The following is a 17,441-nucleotide window of genomic DNA, read 5'->3' on the forward strand; positions in this document are numbered from 1 at the left end:
TGATCGACATTTTTTGGATGCAGCAAGCATAGTAACTCATTCAATATTATTGAGCCATTATATTAACAATCAACCCAATATGTGTAAAGTAATTGTGGGCCCCAATAGAACAAAAATGATTTCGCCCAAACTAAACTATATTTTACAAATAAAAAGTATTTGTAACATTCTCTAATAAAGTATAATTCCCTCTCATTTTGCGCATATATGGAGTAACAAGGGAGGTTATGATATTGAAAAAATTAATTTTTCTTCTAGTATTTGCTTCACTATTAGTAACGGCTTGCGGCAAAAGTTCAGAACCAAAGGAAGTGGCAGTTGATCAAAATACTACTGTGGAAGATATTGTGGGTGCAATCGTTAAAAATGAGTTCTCTGTAGAAGAATCCAAAGGTGTTGTGACGATTTCCATTCAAGATACAGATGTAACAGAGGGCTCAAAAAGTCAGATGTTGAAGGATTCCACTAAGATTTTTGCTGAATTATCCAAACTAAAAAGCGTGAAAACACCAGCTATTACTTGGTTTGCTCCTCTTACTGAGCCTGACGGGGACAAAACGATGACAGAGCTCTTGAATATTTATTTTAGTGAAGAGGATTTTAACGAAGTGGATTGGGCCAACTATCTACAGGTTGATATTGAATCCGCAGCTACTCACTATCACGAGGATGAAGCTTTAGAGGATTAAGGTGCTATCAAAATAAAGATACCCACGCAATACATGCAGGGGTATCTTTCATGTTATTTTACATACCGCTTTATACCTTCTAATATAAAAGGCCGTTTTATCTTGGAGTGAGTTGGATACCAAATTCCTTTGCCATGCTTTTCGTATATACTATCTAGGGTATTTTACATCATAAAAAAACACGAGACTATATCAGATAGCTCGTGCTCTTATTTTTTATTTAAATTCCTTCAGTATTCATTAATACTAATCGCCAACCATCAGGGTCTTCAATCGTTACCCCTTTCTCTGCCCAATAAGGATTTTCAGGCTCTACTTCAGGATATCCCATGAGTGCTAGTCTATCTGAAATGTGCCGAATCATTTCGCTGTTTGGAATATAAAGCACTAGAAGATTGTCCTTACTTGGTGCTGGGCACGGACTTCCCTCCACATGCTCAGTAAATTCTAGATGATAGCTTGCATTTGGTAGGCCAATCATTATACCTTCATAGCCTCTGTGTCCTGTAAAAGAACCAATTTTCTTTAATCCGACACCTTCACAGTAAAAACGTTCGATTTCTTTGATTCGATCTGTGGGTCTTGCTATTCTAACCTGTGCAACTGCTAATTCATTTGTCCATTGTTGTTTCATCGTTATGGCTCCCTTTTTAGTTTATTGTAGGATGTCTACAATCATTCAGGGAACAGTCCTAGGTCTGAAATTATTAGGCTAAAGCTACACTAAACGATGCAGCAGTCTTTTCTTTTACTTCCTCTAAAGTAACACCTTCAGCTAATTCTATAAGCTTCATACCCTCTTGTGTAAAATCAAATACAGCTAAGTCTGTAATTAATCGATGCACTACCCCTTTACCTGTTAGTGGTAGCTCACATTGCTTTTTAATCTTTGATTCTCCATTTTTATTCACATGCTCCATTACAACGATTACTCTTTTGGCTCCGACAACAAGGTCCATAGCACCGCCCATACCCTTCACCATTTTTCCTGGAATCATCCAGTTAGCAAGGTCTCCTGTTTCAGATACCTCCATACCACCTAAAATAGCAAGATCGATGTGGCCACCTCGTATCATGGCAAATGATTCTGCACTGTCAAAGAAGGATGCTCCTGGAACTGCGGTGACAGTTTCTTTCCCAGCGTTAATTAAGTCAGGGTCTACCGCATCTTCAGCTGGGTAAGGGCCAATACCAAGAAGACCATTTTCTGATTGTAACAGCACATCGTAATCGGCAGGGATTGCATTTGCAACAAGTGTTGGGATACCTATACCTAAATTGACATTCATACCATTTGCTATTTCTTTCACTGCTCTGTTGACGATTTTTTGTCTTGTATCCATTATGCTTCCCCCTTTTTCACCGTCAAACGCTCAATACGCTTATCGTAATTTTCGCCTACTAACACACGTTGAACGAAAACCCCTGGTGTATGAATATGGTCTGGGTCTAATTCGCCTACCTCAACAATCTCTTCTACCTCGGCAATCGTAATTTTCCCAGACATAGCAGCTAAAGGATTAAAATTTCTCGAAGTTTTTCTGTATACTAAGTTTCCTAGCTTATCAGCCTTCCACGCTTTGACAAGGGCAAAATCAGCAACAATTCCTTCTTCTAAAATATATTCTTTTCCATCAAAAACCTTTACTTCTTTTCCTTCAGCAATTGGCGTTCCCACCCCAGTAGCTGTATAAAACCCCGGAATTCCTGCCCCCCCTGCACGTAGTCGTTCAGCAAGTGTACCTTGTGGCGTTAATTCTACTTCTAGTTCACCACTTAAAAATTGCTGTTCAAAAATTTTATTTTCCCCTACGTAGGAAGCAACCATTTTTTTAATCTGCTTATTTGCTAACAGTAAGCCAAGTCCCCAATCATCCACACCGCAATTATTACTAACAACCGTTAAATCCTTCGTTCCTTGTTGGACTAATGCTGCAATTGACTTTTCAGGTATACCACATAGCCCGAAGCCTCCTACAGCTAATGTATCTCCATCCTTAATATCTGCAACAGCATCTTCGAACGAACTCCATACCTTCCCATTCCCCATCTCGAAACCTCCCAAATTTGCTCGTTTATTAAGGAAAATTCTACATCATTGCTATTTTACAAGTAAAGGAATTAATTTGAATACTATTTATTCCTAAATAGAATAAATCACTTATCTTCTTGCATACGAACCGTTTTGAGTAGCTGTTTTAATGCATAGGATTGATATGTATTTTTCTTTGTAATAATTCCCAGACGCCATGGCATGTCAAAATTATATAGAGGAAGAATTTTGACATTAGTATTTGTTTGTTTGGCAGCAATGGAGTATGGCAGTAGTGTCACACCTAAATTGGAGGAAACTAGTTCAACTATTAAGTCCCATTGCGAACTTTTATAGCCCACATAGGGTGTAAACCCAACATTTTTACATGATTTAATAACATAATCATGTAATGCAAATTCCTCAGCAAAAATAATAAAAGTTTCATTTTTTAAATCTTGTAATTGTATATGTTGTTGTTGAGCTAATGGGTGTAATTCATTAATAAATACGAAAAATTGATCCTCTACAAATGGCTGAACTGAAAATTTCCTTTCATCAGTGGGCAGCACAACTATTCCCATGTCCACCTCGCCATTTTCTACTAACGTACCTACCATTTTTGCTCCTCGTTCTACCAGCTCTAAATGGACTTCTGGATATTGTTGATGAAAGTCCCTAGCTATTTTCGGGAAAAATAATGTACCAATTAAAGGTGGAATTCCTAACTTGATTGAGCCAGTTTTAATATGTAATAAATCATCCAGTAAAATATGCAAATCATGTACAGAGCGCATTATTTTTTGCCCCTGTTTATAGACTATATCTCCAGCATCTGTTAACTCTACATTACGTGTAGATCTGTTTAACAATTCAACGTGCAATGTATCTTCTAATTTTTTAATGCTTTTACTTAATGAAGGCTGCGATACAAACGATTCATTCGCTGCCTTCGTAAAACTTCCATGTTCAACCACAGCCATAAAAGCTTTTAAATCTCGTAATTCCATAAACATCTTCCTCATTTATTCTAATTTGTTATGAATTATTTTAAAAAACTCCTATATAGTAATAAATTCTTCTCTGATATTGCTAGTCCTTCTTCTAAAAAAATTTGTATCCGAATACTATAGCTGTAAGGCTTTCATATGATTACAATAACATTAATTTAGGTCACGTTTATTAAAATCCCAAAACATCTATTTCTATTTCACGTTTTATTTATCGTACCTTATACAAATTTTCTCTTTATTCGCAATAATCTCTATGTAATATTAAGTGTAGGGGATGCAGAAAAAAAGAAAGGGGATTCATGAATGAAAACATTAACAAAGATTTCAAATACTATTATGGAAAAGTATTTACCCGACCCATACATATTTGTCACTATACTCACAGTTTTAGTACTGTTATTAGGGGTCTCTCTTACTGATTCGTCACCTCTCGAAATGGTAACTTATTGGGGAGGTAATTTTTGGAAATTATTAGAATTTACGATGCAAATGGTCATTGTGTTAGCAGCTGGACATATACTGGCAAATAGCCCAATTTTCAAAAAAGGGTTGTCAGCTGTAGCTAGTAAAATAAAGACACCAAGCATGGCCATTATTATTGTAACATTCATATCACTTATAGCATGTTGGATTAACTGGGGATTTGGTCTTGTCATTGGGGCTTTATTTGCAAAGGAAATTGCTCGTCATGTAAAGAAAGTAGATTACCGCTTATTAATTGCTAGTGCTTATTCGGGTTTTATCATTTGGCATGGAGGATTGGCAGGCTCTATTCCCCTGTCCATTGCAACTGAGGGACATCCTTTTGCAAATTTAATTGGTGTTATACCAACAAATGTTACACTATTTTCAACGTATAACTTATTTATTGTTATTGTAATAGCTTTAACTTTACCTTTGTTTAATCGCTGGATGATGCCAAAGGACGAAGATACAATTGAAGTTGAGCCCTCATTATTAGAGGAAGAAAAAGTCGCACTACCTAAGCCAGAAAATAACTTCGCAAGTCGTTCGGAGCGTAGCTATATTTTAACGATATTAATCGGTTTAATTGGACTTGTCTTTTTATTTCATCATTTTATTACAAAAGGCTTTGCCCTAGATTTAAATGTAGTCAATACAATCTTTATTGTTTTGGGCATTATTTTTCATGGTACTCCTCAGCGTTTCCTTGCGGCAGCACAGGATGCCATTAAAACAACTACAGGTATCGTTATTCAATTTCCTTTCTATGCGGGCATTATGGGAATGATGACAGATTCAGGTTTAGCTGCAGTGTTCTCTCAATGGTTTGTGAGTATTTCCAATGAACATACTTTCTATCTATTTACATTCTTCTCAGGAGGATTAGTCAATTTCTTCGTTCCATCAGGTGGTGGACAATGGTCTGTGCAAGCGCCTATTATGTTAGATGCTGCGACGGCATTAGGGGCAGATTATGCGAAAACAGCTATGGCAATTGCATGGGGAGACGCATGGACGAATATGATTCAGCCATTTTGGGCTTTGCCTGCTCTTGCTATTGCTGGGTTAAAGGCAAAAGATATTATGGGCTTCTGTTTGTTTATTTTAATTTATACCGGAATCATTATTAGCATAGGATTCCTTTTCTTCTAACATTTTATATTACATTAGAAAAGCCCAACAAAATTAGTGGGCTTTTTCTAATGCTAATTTAATTCCAAAGCCTATTAACACAGCGCCAGTTACCCCTTCGATAATAGCCTTCGTCGATGGCCTTTTCATAAATGCGCTAATTCGATCTAAAAGATAGACATAAAAGACAAACCATAACATGGTTAATGCTGTATAAATTAAACCCATTATTAAAAAAGGAAAAAATGTCCCGCTTGTACCGTCCACAAACTGCGGAAGAAATGTTAGGAAAAATACAGCGACCTTTGGATTTGTCACATTTGTTAGAAACCCTTGCTTAAAGCAAGATTGCTGAGAATATTTGTGATCCATGCTTTCCACATCTTCTACAACAGGCGGTTGTGTGCGTATTGTTCGAAGTGTCCACAAGGTTTTTATACCTAAATAACATAAATAAACCGCTCCAACATACTTTAATACGGCAAATATATAGGCAGATTTCACAATAATAGCTGAAAGTCCGATAACTGCTGCACATGTATGAATCAATAAACCACAACAAGAACCTATTATTGTCTGCAACCCTCCCCTTCTACTTACAGTTAACGTATTTTTTGTGGCAATGGCTGTATCAGGACCAGGTAAAATAATGAGCAAAATGCACATAACTAAGAACACAGATATGTTGACCATAAAATCCCCTCACCATCTGTCAGAAAATTTTAATTAATTGTAGCACAAGCATCGCCCTACAAAAAGATAGAAATTATTTTTATTGACATATAACCATAAGGTGTTATATATTCATAACACCTTATGGTTATATATCATCAACAAAGGAGTAACTCAACATGACTGAACAATTACAGGATATTGTCAAAACAATTACACTAAACGCCCCTATTGAAAAAGTGTGGGAAACAGTAGCAACGGCTGAAAAGATTGCTACTTGGTTTATGCCAAATGATTTTCAACCTATCGAAGGCCACGAATTCACTATTCAATCACCTTTTGGACCTTCACCTTGTAAGGTAGAACGTGTAGATGCCCCACATTTTCTGCGATTTGCCTGGGATGAGGATGGCTGGTTTGTAACTTTTGAGCTAAAAGAAGTAGGACAGCAAACTGAATTTACCTTAACACATGGAGGCTGGAAGGAAGCTTCACATATTATCCCTAAAGCCAACACAGCTGCTGAAGCTATCCGTACAAAAATGGATGGCGGGTGGACAATGATTATTCATCAAAAATTAAAAGAGATTGCCGAATCCTAATGTCTCAATCAGCAGTAAAGTATGATGTTTTTCAAGCAATTGCTGATCCTACAAGAAGAAATGTCTTACAGCTCCTTGCAGCAACTGATAGACCCATTTCTAATATTTCCGAGCATTTTGACATAAGTCGAACTGCTGTCGTGAAGCATTTAAAAATATTAGAACAGGCAGAGCTTATTTCTGCCCAAAAAAAGGGTAGAGAGAAAATCTATACGCTGCATAGCGAGCGTTTAAAAGAAATTGAAGATTGGCTGCAATATTTCCATTTATTTTGGGACAATAAATTGGCTCAGCTACAGAGCTTGGTTGAAGATTCATAAAAGAAAAGGAGCTGTCCTTATTTCAGACAGCTCCTTCTTAAAAGAGATAAAATAATCCGCCATTCACTATGTCAATTTTAATTTTAGATTCATATTGCTCCTCTAATGCTTTTCTTTCAATTTCATAACATTCTGGTTTTTCCTCTACATCTTCATAAAAATAATCTAAAACTCGTTGATCTCGTTGCCATCGTTTTTGTGCTTCATTTGCCCATGAATGATCGTCCTGCTCAATAATTGACTCTATTGTAGCCTTTAATCTTTCAAGCGCTCGCGTTGGCTTTATAATATATTGCACATGAAATACATTGTCTGCGGGTTCTGTGTCAAAATCCGAAGAACAAATCGTTTCATGAAAATCCTCCTTGATAACACCCGTTAATAAATTGATACCAAATGAATAAAGCATTTCTTTCGTACGATCACAGCAATAGGAAACTTTAAAATTAACGCCTAGCCAGGGCGTTAAAATGACCTGTCCCATATCTCGATCAACCTTTTCAAACAATTGTACATATGCACCAAGCTCCCTTGTCGCTAAAAATAGCTGATTTAGACGTGGCGAACCGTAATGAATTGCCTCTCCAAATACATTGCCTGATAGTGCTGACTGATCTGTAATAAAGGTTACTTGAGCTGGGTTTGGCTCACTATTCGTCGCTTCTATATACTGCCAGTAAAACGGCCTATTCATAATTCTTTTATCAATATCTACTGTTAGTTGCACCGTTAAATAATGATTTTCTTCTACCAAAATGGCACAGTCATTCTCAGAAAAAAATTCCTTTAAATAGTGATGGACTTGTTGCGGATACATGGCTGCTCCTCCTTACCTCATACGGATTCTTTAAAGTTAGTTAAAATGGCATCTAAATCACCAACCACTTTCTCGAACACATCTATTTTTGTATGAAGTAATTCCAAGATTTTTTCTTCAATGGTATTTTCGATAGCAAGGTTATAAATATGGACGTCATGCTCCTGACCTAAACGGTGGACACGACCAATCCTTTGCTCTAGCTTCATTGGATTCCATGGTAAGTCATAATTGATAACATGATGACAAAATTGAAGGTTTATCCCCTCTCCACCTGCCTCTGTAGCAATAAGTACTTGTGCTCTTTCTTTAAAAAGATGCTTCATATAATCTCGTTTACTTTTATTAAATTTACCATTAAACAACACACTCGTTATACCATTAGAGTGTAAATACCACTGTAGATAAATTTGTGTAGCCCGATATTCAGTAAAAATGATAACCTTGTCATTTGCTTGCTTCACAATTTCTAGCGTTTTTTCTGCTTTTGAATTTACTTTTAAAGCCATTACCTTTGCTATAATTGCTTCAATATCTTGTGACTGTGCATGCTCTTCCAGCATATTTGTTAATGTTAATGCTGTCGCTTCCTTACTACTACACATTTCCTTTTGCAATGTAATTAATGAAAATGATCCTGTGTTTTCAAGGTTTCCAAGCATATCATAAACTTCTCTTTCTTCGTCCGTAAAAGTAATCGGTACAATTTGAACACAACGATTCGTCCATTCTATACCCGTATCTTCTCTTCGGTTCCTCACCATAACCTGATTGACTAATTCTTTCAAATAATCATCATGTTCTAAATGATGCTTACTAGCTGAAAATGCCGATTGGAAGGTATCATAGTTCCCTAAATGACCCGGTTTTAATAATGAGATTAAATAAAACAATTCGAACACATCATTTTGTATAGGTGTGGCTGTTAATAATAAGCAGAATTTTTTCTTTAAACCTTGAACGAATTCATAAATTTGTGTTTTATTATTTTTTAATTTATGTGCCTCGTCAATAATAATCATGTCATAATCTTGCTCATAAATACGCTCTCTATGAGGACTTTTTTTTGCTGTATCCATACTCATAATTAAGACATCGTAGCGCTCTATCGGACAATTTTTTTTATAGGCGATGGCAGGTATATGAAATTTAACATTTAACTCTTCTATCCACTGATTAATTAGAGAGGCAGGGGCCAAAATTAATGCCCTTTTGACAAGACCTCGAATGAGATACTCCTTTAAAATTAAACCAGCTTCAATCGTTTTACCAAGACCTACTTCATCAGCTAAGATAGCCTTTCCATTCATGCGTTCAATTACAGTTTCAGCTGCTTCTAGCTGATGTGTCAGCGGCTTTAAATTAGGTAAATACTTCGTAGCTTGTAATCCTGTAAAGTCAGGAATCAATTTCATTTTCACAATATCATAATTCATCTTATACAATGTCCAGCTATGCCATTTCTCAAGATGATTTAATCGATTAACAAATCCTTCTTCCCACTCGGACGACCTTTCTATTTTCATGATCATCACCTCATGTCATTATTTCTAGCTTAGGTTGTCCAAAAAAGGGAAATCTATGTTCCTTCCGATAAAAAACAACTAAGTGGGGCAATTTTATAGAACATCATTTTCCTCATCAAGCATGTGAAAACAGAAAGAAAGGAACACCAACAGTTTATTAGTGTTCCTAGGAATTATCATTTTAAACTTTCCTGCAATAGCTTGCGATTACGTTGTTTAAATATATCGTTATGTGAGGAAACAATACCACCCTCTGAAGCATCAGGTTGAATATACTTCTTCGCACTATTGACTGCATGTAATGCATCATGAAATGCTGCAGCAATTAAATGGATTTTACCAGCATGATGCAGAATATCACCTGCAGCATACAGACCCGGAATGGAAGATTCACTATTTATTGAACCAGCAATAAAATAGTCATTTTTACGTTCAATGGCTAGCGGGCTATTATCTAATAACTCCTTATCACGTATATAGCCATGACTGATAACCACTTCATCGACAGGAATTTCTGTTACAGTGCCTGTTTCATGATTCGTTAAAGCAATCGCTTTAATTATTCCTGCTTGATCGTCTGCAATGAGCTTGGTAATTTCAGAATTATAATGACACTCAATGGCACTATTCGTAAGCTCTGTTATTTGAGCCTCATGTGCAGACAATTTATCTTTTCGATAAGTTAAGTATACCTTGGAAGCTACCTCCATTAACTCTAATGCCCAATCTACAGCGGTATTACCACCACCAGATATTATTACTGTCTTATCTTTAAATTTTTCATAGGATTTGATTGTATAGTTTAAATTCGATACTTCAAAGCGTTCAGCTCCCTCAATTTCGATTTTTTGAGGATTCAGAATGCCACCACCAATAGCAACAATAACCGTTTTAGAATAATGAATATTTCCAGATTCAGCTGTAACGACAAAAATTCCTTCTTTATTTTTGGCAATTGACAGCACTTTTTCATTTGTATAAATGGAAGGATTAAACGTTAAGGCTTGCTCGACTAATTGTTTAATAAGTTGCCCACCTGAAATGGGCGTAACTCCTCCAATATCCCAAATCATTTTCTCTGGGTAAACATGGATTTTACCACCAAGCTGTGGCTGTGATTCAATTAACTTTGTCTTCATTTCACGTAAACCACAGTAAAAACTAGCATACAAACCTGCAGGTCCCCCACCAATGATTGTTACATCATACAATTCTTGTTCTAACAATATTTAACACACCTTTCATTTGTTATTCCTATCCCAAGGCCATAGCATTGGCTTACCTACCACAGCTCTAACTGTTTACTTTTCATATACAAAAATTACTTTATATTTCCTCCTTACCTCATTATACGATAATGATAATCATTATCAACTAAAATGATAATGAAAACCTTATATTTTGCTAAATCTTACTATTCTTTAATTAATCTTTATACGGCCTTTACATTGGACAGGTACGCTTAAACTAACTTTAATTGGAGGTTTAATATGTATGAAGTATAAAAAATTAGCCGCAATGGCAGCAGGTTGTTCTATAGCTTTAGCTTCCTTTTTAGTGGGAGAAAATCAATCCTATGCGGTAGAAAAAATACCGTCTGAATTAACCTTAAATGTCTCCTCTCGGTATGATTCTGGTGTAAAAAATGAGGATGGCGGCGCAACCGAAATCGTTGCTTACAATGCTGACAATCACAAATATTATGTGATCAACGGGACGACTAAGCAAATTGAGGTTGTCCCTTTACAAAAAAATACGCCCTTTACTACCCTAAAAGCAGAGAAATTCATAAATCTTGAAAAGGCATTAAAAGAAGTAAAACCAAACTTCTCATATGGGGACGTGACAAGTATTAGTATTAGCACGGAATCGGATATCATCGCAGCCGCAGTACAAGCAGCAGACTACAATGATAATGGATTAGCTGTATTGTTAGATTACAGTGGTACAATCCTTCATGTTGTGGAAGCTGGTAAACAGCCTGATATGATCACCTTTACCCCGGATGGAAAGAAGATACTTGTAGCAAATGAAGGTGAACCCCGAGAAGGTTATGAGATGGCCACAGATCCCGAAGGCAGCGTCAGTATAATTGAGCTCTCAACTGATATGACAAAAGCCACCGCTAAAAACATAACTTTTAAGGCTATGGACGCTCAACGTGAGGATCTTGTGGCTAAAGGAATAATTCTAAAGAAGAAAACGAATCCGTCCGTTGATTTTGAACCAGAATATATAGCTGTTAATCGTATGAGTGATAAAGCCTATATTACCTTACAAGAAGCAAATGCTATTGCTACTCTAGATCTTACAATGGGTGAATGGATAAATATACAACCATTAGGTTTTAAGGATCATAGTAAGGAAAAAAATGCTCTGGATTTTATGAAAGATAACAAAATCAATATTACTACAGAGAATCTTTTTGGAATCTATATGCCTGATGGAATTGCATCCTACGAGGTAAATGGTAAAACGTATTTAGTCACAGCAAATGAAGGCGATTCACGTGATTGGAATGGTTACATAAATGAAAAAGAAACGGAATTAAAAGGAAATGATGTTGTTCTTTTTGATTCATCTGATTATGATGGTTTACAACAAGGAAAGTTATATAGCTTCGGTGCACGGTCTTTCTCAATCTATGAAGCCGATACAATGACACAGATCTATGATAGCGGTAGTGATTTTGAAAAAGTCATTGCTGATTCATTGCCTGAATACTTCAATGCTTCCAATAATAATACTAAGCTTGATAATCGCAGCGGTAAAAAAGGACCTGAACCAGAGGATGTAAAAATCGGGCAAATTGGTGATCGTACGTATGCCTTTATCGGTATAGAACGAGTTGGTGGCATTATGATGTATGATATTACAAAGCCGGATGCTCCAGAGTTTGTTCAATATTTCAATGAACGAGATTTTAGTGAAAACATAAAGGGAGATGTTTCACCAGAAGGTTTAACCTTTATTCCTGCATCCACAAGTATTACTGGACTTCCAACTTTATTGCTGCCCACGAGGTTAGTGGCACTGTTACTGCTTTTACATTTGGCAACTCGAATAACAGTACATTTTCAGATATACAAGGACACTGGGCTCAAACAGCTATTGAATACTTAGCAAGCACTCAGATATTTAATGGCATCACAAAAAATCAGTTTTATCCAAACGCACAACTGACAAGAGCACAATTTATTACTGTTCTCAGTCGAGCACAGGGGATTAGCACTACAACAAAAGCCCCTTTTTCAGATGTAAAACCAGATGATTATTTTGCTGAAGCTATTGCTTGGGCTCATGAACATAAGCTAGTTGATTCAACAGATGGAAAGTTTAGGCCTCATGAACCTATTAGCCGAGAGGAAGCTGCCGTAATTTTGTATAATTTTACAAAGCTAATAGAAAAACCATTATCAAAGCATCAGCCAAAGCTATTATTCAAGGATGATGCTGCTATTTCCGCTCATACTAAAGAGGCCATTTATAGCTTACAACAAGCTGGAATTTTAACAGGAGATAAACAACAACTTTTCGAACCACAAAGCACATTATCTCGTGCTACTATCGCGTCCATTCTTTATCGTTTATTTGTTCAATCATACTAATATTGAAAAAGTCTGTTCGAGTAGTCGGACAGCTTTTTTTCATTTCAAAAAGGAACATTCATAAATTTCCAAAATATACGTTAACGTTACTTTTTGATAAACTATTGGAAAAAGTTAAAGAGGTAATCATGAAAAGGATACTATTTATATTACACGAAATATATGGGGTAAATCATTTTATTAAAGAACAGGAGAGAGCTTACTGTGATGACAACACAACTACTACCTGTATTTCGCTCTATCCAGAGGGACTTTCCTTTCCATATGAACAGGAAAAACAAGCTTATGACTTTTTCGTACAGACAGTTGGATTCGATACTCCTATTGAATTACTTTCACAAAAACTGCTAAAAGCATGTGAAGACTACGAAGAAGTAGTATTAATTGGATATAGTGTAGGGGCCACTTTAGCTTGGAGATTATCAGCACTTCCCCTCCACCGAATCGTTTGTGTTTATGGTTCACGTATACGTCAATATATAGATGTTAGACCTTCCTGTCCAACCTTGGTTATTTTACCTAGTCAGGAAAGTAGCTTTGATGTTAAAACCTTAAAACAAGCACTTGTGAGCATACCAAATGTCCATCTGAAACAATATCAGGGGCTTCATGGTTTTATGGATGCGTCCAACTCTAATTATTGCTACAGTAGCTTCCTACAAGCACAAACTGACATTAAAAGCTTTTTACAAGAGAACAAAATTTAGGAGGAACAAAGATGGAACGTAACATTAATATTGACGTTGATCCCTATATTGAAGGAGGTAATGTTATTTATCCAAGTTTTCACCTGTCCTTACAACCTGGTACAATCATTGGGATCTACACTGATGTTTCTAAAATACATACATTGATGCAATGGTTTATGAAGCAAAAGAATACTTTTACATACTTTCGTGAGAGTGCCTTGTATGAGCGCCTAACTGTCCTCGAGCATTTACAGTTTTTTTTAAAGCTTTTTCATCATTCAACTAGGGAAAAAGAGAATTTATTAAAATTACTTAGCCTTATGGAACAAAAAAACACTAAAATCCATAAACTTTCTACTGGTGAAAAACAGCGATTAAAGCTTTTGACTACATATCTCCACCAATCGCCTATGCAAGTTTTAGAAGAGCCCTTTCAAAACATTGATGATTTTTCCAAACAAAATATCCAAAAATTATTAAAACGCTTAGTCGAGCAACAAAAAAGTATTATTTTACTCTCGAATAATTTGGAAGACTTAATGATTACAAGTACGGTTATACATAGGCTAGATGGAACTGGTTTACATACATTGGATGTTAAGGAGGAGGAGCTAGAACATACTCCACAGCCATTTGAGAGCGCACCAATTCGGCTTGATAAGATTCCTACAAAGAAAAATGACAAGATTATTTTATTTAATCCACCTGAAATTGATTATATTGAAAGTGTTGATGGGGTTGTTTCTGTCTTTGTTGCTGGTGAAGCATACCCATGTTCTTTATCCCTTAATGAGCTAGAGCAAAAATTGACACCTTTCGGCTTTTTTAGAAGTCATCGTTCTTATATCGTTAACCTACAAAATGTTCGAGAGATCATTACATGGACACGCAATAGCTATAGCCTAGCACTCAACAGTACAGAAAAGACAGTAGTTCCCCTGTCGAAAAATAAACTGGCAGATTTAAAGGAAATACTCGGAATTTAGTAGATTTCCCAGGAAATAAACGACTCCTGTCACCTTTAATAAGGTTCCACTGAAGGTCATTTTTCTGCCTTTCACGCAATTTTTACTGTGAGCCTTACTGTTGTTGATTATAGTATAGACATCAACAACAAACAGGAGGTTACACATGAACGCAGTGATTGATGTGCAACATTTGAAAAAAACTTTTAATAAAGAGACAGCATTACAAGATGTTTCCTTTACTATTCAGAAAGGCGAAATATTTGGCTTTCTTGGACCGAGTGGTTCAGGTAAAACTACTACTATTAAAATATTAACCGCACAAACAGATAAATCTGCTGGCAATGTTCTATTATTTGGTCAGCCAGCAACTGACATGAAGCAAAGTCAAAATCGAAAACGTTTTGGTATTTTAACAGATAATAGTGGACTGTACACAAGACTATCTATTGAGGAAAATTTATTACTCTACAGTAATTTATATGAGATACCTAATTCTGCTGTCAAAGAAGCTTTAGACTTTGTCAATTTATATGCAGACCGAAAAAAGAAGATTAGTCAGCTCTCAAAAGGAATGATTCAACGTGTTACACTTGCACGTGCCATCATGCATAAGCCCGAATTATTGTTTTTAGATGAGCCTACTTCTGCACTTGATCCTGTCAATACGCAGCATATTTATAATGGCTTAAGAAGATTAAATGATATGGGGACAACTATTTTTTTAACAACCCACGATATGAGCGAGGCAGAAATACTTTGTGACCGTGTTGCTTTCCTCCATAAAGGGAAAATCCGAGCAATAGGAGCTCCAAAAGACCTAAAAAAAGAATTTGGTACTGACACTATTACAGTAGAGCTTAAAAATGGTGCTCAGGAAATTATAGAAAATGGTGCTCAGGATGCAGAAAAATTATATCAATGGATGCAATCAGAGCAAGTTAGATGTATCTATACAAACGAGCCAACACTTGGTGACATTTTTATGCAAATAACAGGGAGTGATTTAGTATGAATATTTCAATGACACGTATTCAAGCTATATTGATGAAGGATTATAAGGAATTCTCACGTAACTATGCTGTATCATCTATGGTGTTATTACCACTTGTAATGGCATTTTTATATAATCAAACAGGTGCAAATACCATTAACATATATTTCTTACCAATTAATTTAACGTTCTCCATAGTGACCACCTACGTACAATGTAGTTTAATTGCAGAAGAAAAAGAAAAAAACACTCTTCGCAGTCTCATGCTCTCCCCAGCCTCACTTGGAGATATTTTGATTGGTAAAAGCTTGTTTGTTCTAATTATTACAATTGTTTCTGTAGCACTGGCTATTTTTCTAGTTGGCTACGAACCTGCGAACCTTTTTATCTTAGCAATTGCATTATTACTTTCTGCTGTGTTTTATATTGCTCTAGGTACAATTTGTGGATTATTTGCTAAATCAATCATGGAAGCATCTATCATTGTGCTGCCTATAATGTTGATCTTCTCATTCGGTCCTATGGCCTTAGCTCTATCTTCGACTTACCCAATCTTAAAATTAGCGGAATGGCTCCCAAGCTCACAGTTATTACTTTTAGCGGAAGCATTAGAAGGTAAGTACTCTATGACAGATGTGATTATTCCTATGATTACGATTATTGTATGGTCTCTTCTTTCTTGGATTTTAGCGGCAATTATCTATAAAAAAAGAATGGTCGATTAATGACCATTCTTTTCTTCTTCATACACTAACTTCTGCTCTAGCTTTTCAATTTCATCTAGTGTATCAGCATACCATATGCCAACGAATCTAGATGCTATAGGCTCTTCAAAGTAATCGCCATCATAGAAAGATAGCGGAAACAACGTCCCTTGTTCAATCAATGTCTTGATTGTTTGAAAAAAGTGCTTATTCTTTTCCGGGCTTGGTGCTGCATAAGAAGCAAATTTATTAATGGGCTTCCCTAAAGCTTCATGAAACATCAGCATAGAGGTAGAACCATTTTGACGAAAATTTAAGTCTATGGCTTGAACATCTCCCGCCTCCGTGACGATTAAATCAAAGCCAGCCACTCCAACAAAACCTTCTTCAACACCACGTTCCATAATATGTCTTCCCACTTCAATAACTTTTTCAGGGACTTTTTCTACTATAATATTCCCTTCATAAATGCCATTATCATCGGTAATTTGTTGAGAGGCTCCCAAGTATTGAATACCTAGCTCCTCTGAATAAACAAATTGACAGCTATAATTGTCCTTTGTCTGTAAAAGTTCCTCAATAATTATGCTCTCCGTACCGGTCATTCGAAATTGCCGTAAGCCTTCTGTTAGCTCTTCTTTATTATGACAGATGATGACACCATACCCCCCAGATGTTGGAGAATCATCTCCGGGCTTTAGTACAACTGGTGGCTGCCAATTTTTAATGGCATCCGAAAGTCTATATGTCTCAACATTTAAACGGCTCGGCACGAATTTACTGTCGATTAGATGATCGATATATGCTTTTGTATTCAGCTCATTAAATTTCTCGGCATCCATCCAATAGCATTGACGATCCATGTGCTCCAAGTCATGGATATATTGACAAACAATTGTCTTTCCTTCCTCACACCAAGATTGAATTTGTGCCAAATATTCCTCTTTGGTTTCATAACTATAGGGCTGTTCAACCCAAGGTAACCCTGCCACTTCATGTAGCTCTTGAGCTTTTTCTGTTTGTGTGGCTCGGTGTACTAATACGGGGATATCAGCAATAGCTACTTCTCTTGAGGTTAAAGCATCTAGCTTATGAGGATCATCCATCATCCAAGGATTATCACTATACGGTGTTCTTGGTGTATACACAGCATTATCACCATAAATTTGTCTTAAAGTATATTTTGGTTTCAAGTAGATTACCCTCTTTCAAGT

Annotated in this window: 19 protein-coding genes and 1 pseudogene; 11 read left to right on the top strand and 9 right to left on the bottom strand. The window is 36.2% G+C overall.

Features of this window, described 5'->3' with window-relative positions:
* Positions 1-227: 227 nt before the first annotated feature.
* Complete coding sequence (locus ABC382_RS13705; protein ID WP_274795371.1) at positions 228-689, top strand: hypothetical protein; 462 nt, start codon at positions 228-230, stop codon at positions 687-689.
* 220 nt (positions 690-909) lie between these two features.
* Here ABC382_RS13705 and ABC382_RS13710 read toward each other — a convergent pair whose 3' ends face one another.
* The 4 genes from ABC382_RS13710 to ABC382_RS13725 all read right to left on the bottom strand — a co-directional run bounded on the left by ABC382_RS13710 (position 910) and on the right by ABC382_RS13725 (position 3,731).
* On the bottom strand, positions 910-1,323 hold the full coding sequence (locus tag ABC382_RS13710) for a VOC family protein (RefSeq protein WP_322606486.1): 414 nt from the start codon (positions 1,321-1,323) through the stop codon (positions 910-912).
* A 73-nt stretch (positions 1,324-1,396) separates the two neighbouring features.
* Positions 1,397-2,032 carry a 3-oxoacid CoA-transferase subunit B gene (locus ABC382_RS13715; RefSeq protein ID WP_274795369.1) on the bottom strand — a complete coding sequence of 212 codons (636 nt, stop codon included), beginning with the start codon at positions 2,030-2,032 and terminating at the stop codon, positions 1,397-1,399.
* Complete coding sequence (locus ABC382_RS13720; protein WP_312507653.1) at positions 2,032-2,739, bottom strand: CoA transferase subunit A; 708 nt, start codon at positions 2,737-2,739, stop codon at positions 2,032-2,034. The genes ABC382_RS13715 and ABC382_RS13720 overlap by 1 nt, the downstream gene beginning before the upstream one ends.
* Positions 2,740-2,846: 107 nt before the next feature.
* Positions 2,847-3,731, bottom strand: a complete 885-nt coding sequence (locus ABC382_RS13725; protein ID WP_274795367.1) for a LysR family transcriptional regulator — start codon at positions 3,729-3,731, stop codon at positions 2,847-2,849.
* 306 nt (positions 3,732-4,037) lie between these two features.
* Here ABC382_RS13725 and ABC382_RS13730 point away from each other — a divergent pair, with 306 nt between their 5' ends.
* Positions 4,038-5,351 carry a short-chain fatty acid transporter gene (locus ABC382_RS13730; RefSeq protein ID WP_407132629.1) on the top strand — a complete coding sequence of 438 codons (1,314 nt, stop codon included), beginning with the start codon at positions 4,038-4,040 and terminating at the stop codon, positions 5,349-5,351.
* 33 nt (positions 5,352-5,384) lie between these two features.
* Here the strand turns inward: ABC382_RS13730 and ABC382_RS13735 are convergent, their stop codons facing one another.
* Positions 5,385-6,023, bottom strand: coding sequence for a LysE family translocator (locus tag ABC382_RS13735; protein WP_312507655.1), 639 nt, complete (start codon positions 6,021-6,023; stop codon positions 5,385-5,387).
* A 158-nt stretch (positions 6,024-6,181) separates the two neighbouring features.
* On the opposite strand from ABC382_RS13735, the gene ABC382_RS13740 reads away from it, so the two are divergent.
* Both ABC382_RS13740 and ABC382_RS13745 read left to right on the top strand, forming a co-directional pair.
* Positions 6,182-6,604: an SRPBCC family protein gene (locus tag ABC382_RS13740; RefSeq protein ID WP_274795364.1), complete on the top strand. Its 423-nt coding sequence runs from the start codon at positions 6,182-6,184 to the stop codon at positions 6,602-6,604.
* Positions 6,604-6,924, top strand: coding sequence for an ArsR/SmtB family transcription factor (locus ABC382_RS13745; protein WP_274795363.1), 321 nt, complete (start codon positions 6,604-6,606; stop codon positions 6,922-6,924). The genes ABC382_RS13740 and ABC382_RS13745 overlap by 1 nt, the downstream gene beginning before the upstream one ends.
* A gap of 37 nt (positions 6,925-6,961) precedes the next feature.
* On the opposite strand, the gene ABC382_RS13750 is transcribed toward ABC382_RS13745, so the two are convergent.
* The 3 genes from ABC382_RS13750 to ABC382_RS13760 all read right to left on the bottom strand — a co-directional run bounded on the left by ABC382_RS13750 (position 6,962) and on the right by ABC382_RS13760 (position 10,493).
* Entirely contained in the window at positions 6,962-7,741 is a 780-nt protein-coding gene (locus ABC382_RS13750; protein ID WP_274795362.1) for a YqhG family protein, read from the bottom strand.
* Between the two features lie 17 nt (positions 7,742-7,758).
* Complete coding sequence (locus ABC382_RS13755) at positions 7,759-9,273, bottom strand: DEAD/DEAH box helicase (RefSeq protein WP_274795361.1); 1,515 nt, start codon at positions 9,271-9,273, stop codon at positions 7,759-7,761.
* A gap of 170 nt (positions 9,274-9,443) precedes the next feature.
* Positions 9,444-10,493: an NAD(P)/FAD-dependent oxidoreductase gene (locus ABC382_RS13760; protein WP_412926935.1), complete on the bottom strand. Its 1,050-nt coding sequence runs from the start codon at positions 10,491-10,493 to the stop codon at positions 9,444-9,446.
* 268 nt (positions 10,494-10,761) lie between these two features.
* Here ABC382_RS13760 and ABC382_RS13765 point away from each other — a divergent pair, with 268 nt between their 5' ends.
* From ABC382_RS13765 to ABC382_RS13795, 7 genes and pseudogenes are all read left to right on the top strand, one after another.
* Positions 10,762-12,390, top strand: a complete 1,629-nt coding sequence (locus ABC382_RS13765; RefSeq protein ID WP_412926936.1) for a choice-of-anchor I family protein — start codon at positions 10,762-10,764, stop codon at positions 12,388-12,390.
* A pseudogene (locus ABC382_RS13770) lies at positions 12,378-12,629 on the top strand (S-layer homology domain-containing protein); the annotation flags it as partial. The gene ABC382_RS13765 and the pseudogene ABC382_RS13770, both read left to right, overlap by 13 nt.
* 18 nt (positions 12,630-12,647) lie before the next feature.
* Positions 12,648-12,875 carry an S-layer homology domain-containing protein gene (locus ABC382_RS13775; RefSeq protein WP_412926937.1) on the top strand — a complete coding sequence of 76 codons (228 nt, stop codon included), beginning with the start codon at positions 12,648-12,650 and terminating at the stop codon, positions 12,873-12,875.
* Positions 12,876-13,003: 128 nt separating this feature from the next.
* Entirely contained in the window at positions 13,004-13,582 is a 579-nt protein-coding gene (locus ABC382_RS13780) for a dienelactone hydrolase family protein (RefSeq protein ID WP_274795354.1), read from the top strand.
* Positions 13,583-13,593: 11 nt separating this feature from the next.
* On the top strand, positions 13,594-14,550 hold the full coding sequence (locus ABC382_RS13785) for a response regulator transcription factor (RefSeq protein ID WP_412926938.1): 957 nt from the start codon (positions 13,594-13,596) through the stop codon (positions 14,548-14,550).
* A 145-nt stretch (positions 14,551-14,695) separates the two neighbouring features.
* Positions 14,696-15,544 carry an ABC transporter ATP-binding protein gene (locus ABC382_RS13790; protein ID WP_274795352.1) on the top strand — a complete coding sequence of 283 codons (849 nt, stop codon included), beginning with the start codon at positions 14,696-14,698 and terminating at the stop codon, positions 15,542-15,544.
* On the top strand, positions 15,541-16,248 hold the full coding sequence (locus ABC382_RS13795; RefSeq protein ID WP_312507657.1) for an ABC transporter permease: 708 nt from the start codon (positions 15,541-15,543) through the stop codon (positions 16,246-16,248). The genes ABC382_RS13790 and ABC382_RS13795 overlap by 4 nt, the downstream gene beginning before the upstream one ends.
* Here the strand turns inward: ABC382_RS13795 and ldmS are convergent.
* Positions 16,245-17,420 (bottom strand): L-aspartate--L-methionine ligase LdmS, encoded by a 1,176-nt coding sequence (ldmS, locus tag ABC382_RS13800; RefSeq protein WP_274795349.1) that lies wholly within the window; start codon positions 17,418-17,420, stop codon positions 16,245-16,247. The genes ABC382_RS13795 and ldmS overlap by 4 nt on opposite strands.
* Between the last annotated feature and the right edge of the window lie 21 nt (positions 17,421-17,441).

Source organism: Lysinibacillus phoenicis, assembly GCF_047238325.1.
GTDB lineage: Bacteria > Bacillota > Bacilli > Bacillales_A > Planococcaceae > Lysinibacillus > Lysinibacillus irui.

What these genes read in the sequence shown, in the direction of transcription:
- ABC382_RS13795 (WP_312507657.1), top strand. Translation starts at nt 15,541, where the DNA reads ATGAATATTTCAATGACACGTATTCAAGCTATATTGATGAAGGATTAT.
- ABC382_RS13785 (WP_412926938.1), top strand. Translation starts at nt 13,594, where the DNA reads ATGGAACGTAACATTAATATTGACGTTGATCCCTATATTGAAGGAGGT.
- ABC382_RS13765 (WP_412926936.1), top strand. Translation starts at nt 10,762, where the DNA reads ATGAAGTATAAAAAATTAGCCGCAATGGCAGCAGGTTGTTCTATAGCT.
- ABC382_RS13715 (WP_274795369.1), bottom strand. Translation starts at nt 2,032, where the DNA reads ATGGATACAAGACAAAAAATCGTCAACAGAGCAGTGAAAGAAATAGCA.
- ABC382_RS13745 (WP_274795363.1), top strand. Translation starts at nt 6,604, where the DNA reads ATGTCTCAATCAGCAGTAAAGTATGATGTTTTTCAAGCAATTGCTGAT.
- ABC382_RS13750 (WP_274795362.1), bottom strand. Translation starts at nt 7,741, where the DNA reads ATGTATCCGCAACAAGTCCATCACTATTTAAAGGAATTTTTTTCTGAG.
- ABC382_RS13780 (WP_274795354.1), top strand. Translation starts at nt 13,004, where the DNA reads ATGAAAAGGATACTATTTATATTACACGAAATATATGGGGTAAATCAT.
- ABC382_RS13725 (WP_274795367.1), bottom strand. Translation starts at nt 3,731, where the DNA reads ATGGAATTACGAGATTTAAAAGCTTTTATGGCTGTGGTTGAACATGGA.
- ABC382_RS13740 (WP_274795364.1), top strand. Translation starts at nt 6,182, where the DNA reads ATGACTGAACAATTACAGGATATTGTCAAAACAATTACACTAAACGCC.
- ABC382_RS13790 (WP_274795352.1), top strand. Translation starts at nt 14,696, where the DNA reads ATGAACGCAGTGATTGATGTGCAACATTTGAAAAAAACTTTTAATAAA.
- ABC382_RS13710 (WP_322606486.1), bottom strand. Translation starts at nt 1,323, where the DNA reads ATGAAACAACAATGGACAAATGAATTAGCAGTTGCACAGGTTAGAATA.
- ABC382_RS13720 (WP_312507653.1), bottom strand. Translation starts at nt 2,739, where the DNA reads ATGGGGAATGGGAAGGTATGGAGTTCGTTCGAAGATGCTGTTGCAGAT.
- ABC382_RS13755 (WP_274795361.1), bottom strand. Translation starts at nt 9,273, where the DNA reads ATGATCATGAAAATAGAAAGGTCGTCCGAGTGGGAAGAAGGATTTGTT.
- ABC382_RS13705 (WP_274795371.1), top strand. Translation starts at nt 228, where the DNA reads ATGATATTGAAAAAATTAATTTTTCTTCTAGTATTTGCTTCACTATTA.
- ABC382_RS13735 (WP_312507655.1), bottom strand. Translation starts at nt 6,023, where the DNA reads ATGGTCAACATATCTGTGTTCTTAGTTATGTGCATTTTGCTCATTATT.
- ABC382_RS13730 (WP_407132629.1), top strand. Translation starts at nt 4,038, where the DNA reads ATGAAAACATTAACAAAGATTTCAAATACTATTATGGAAAAGTATTTA.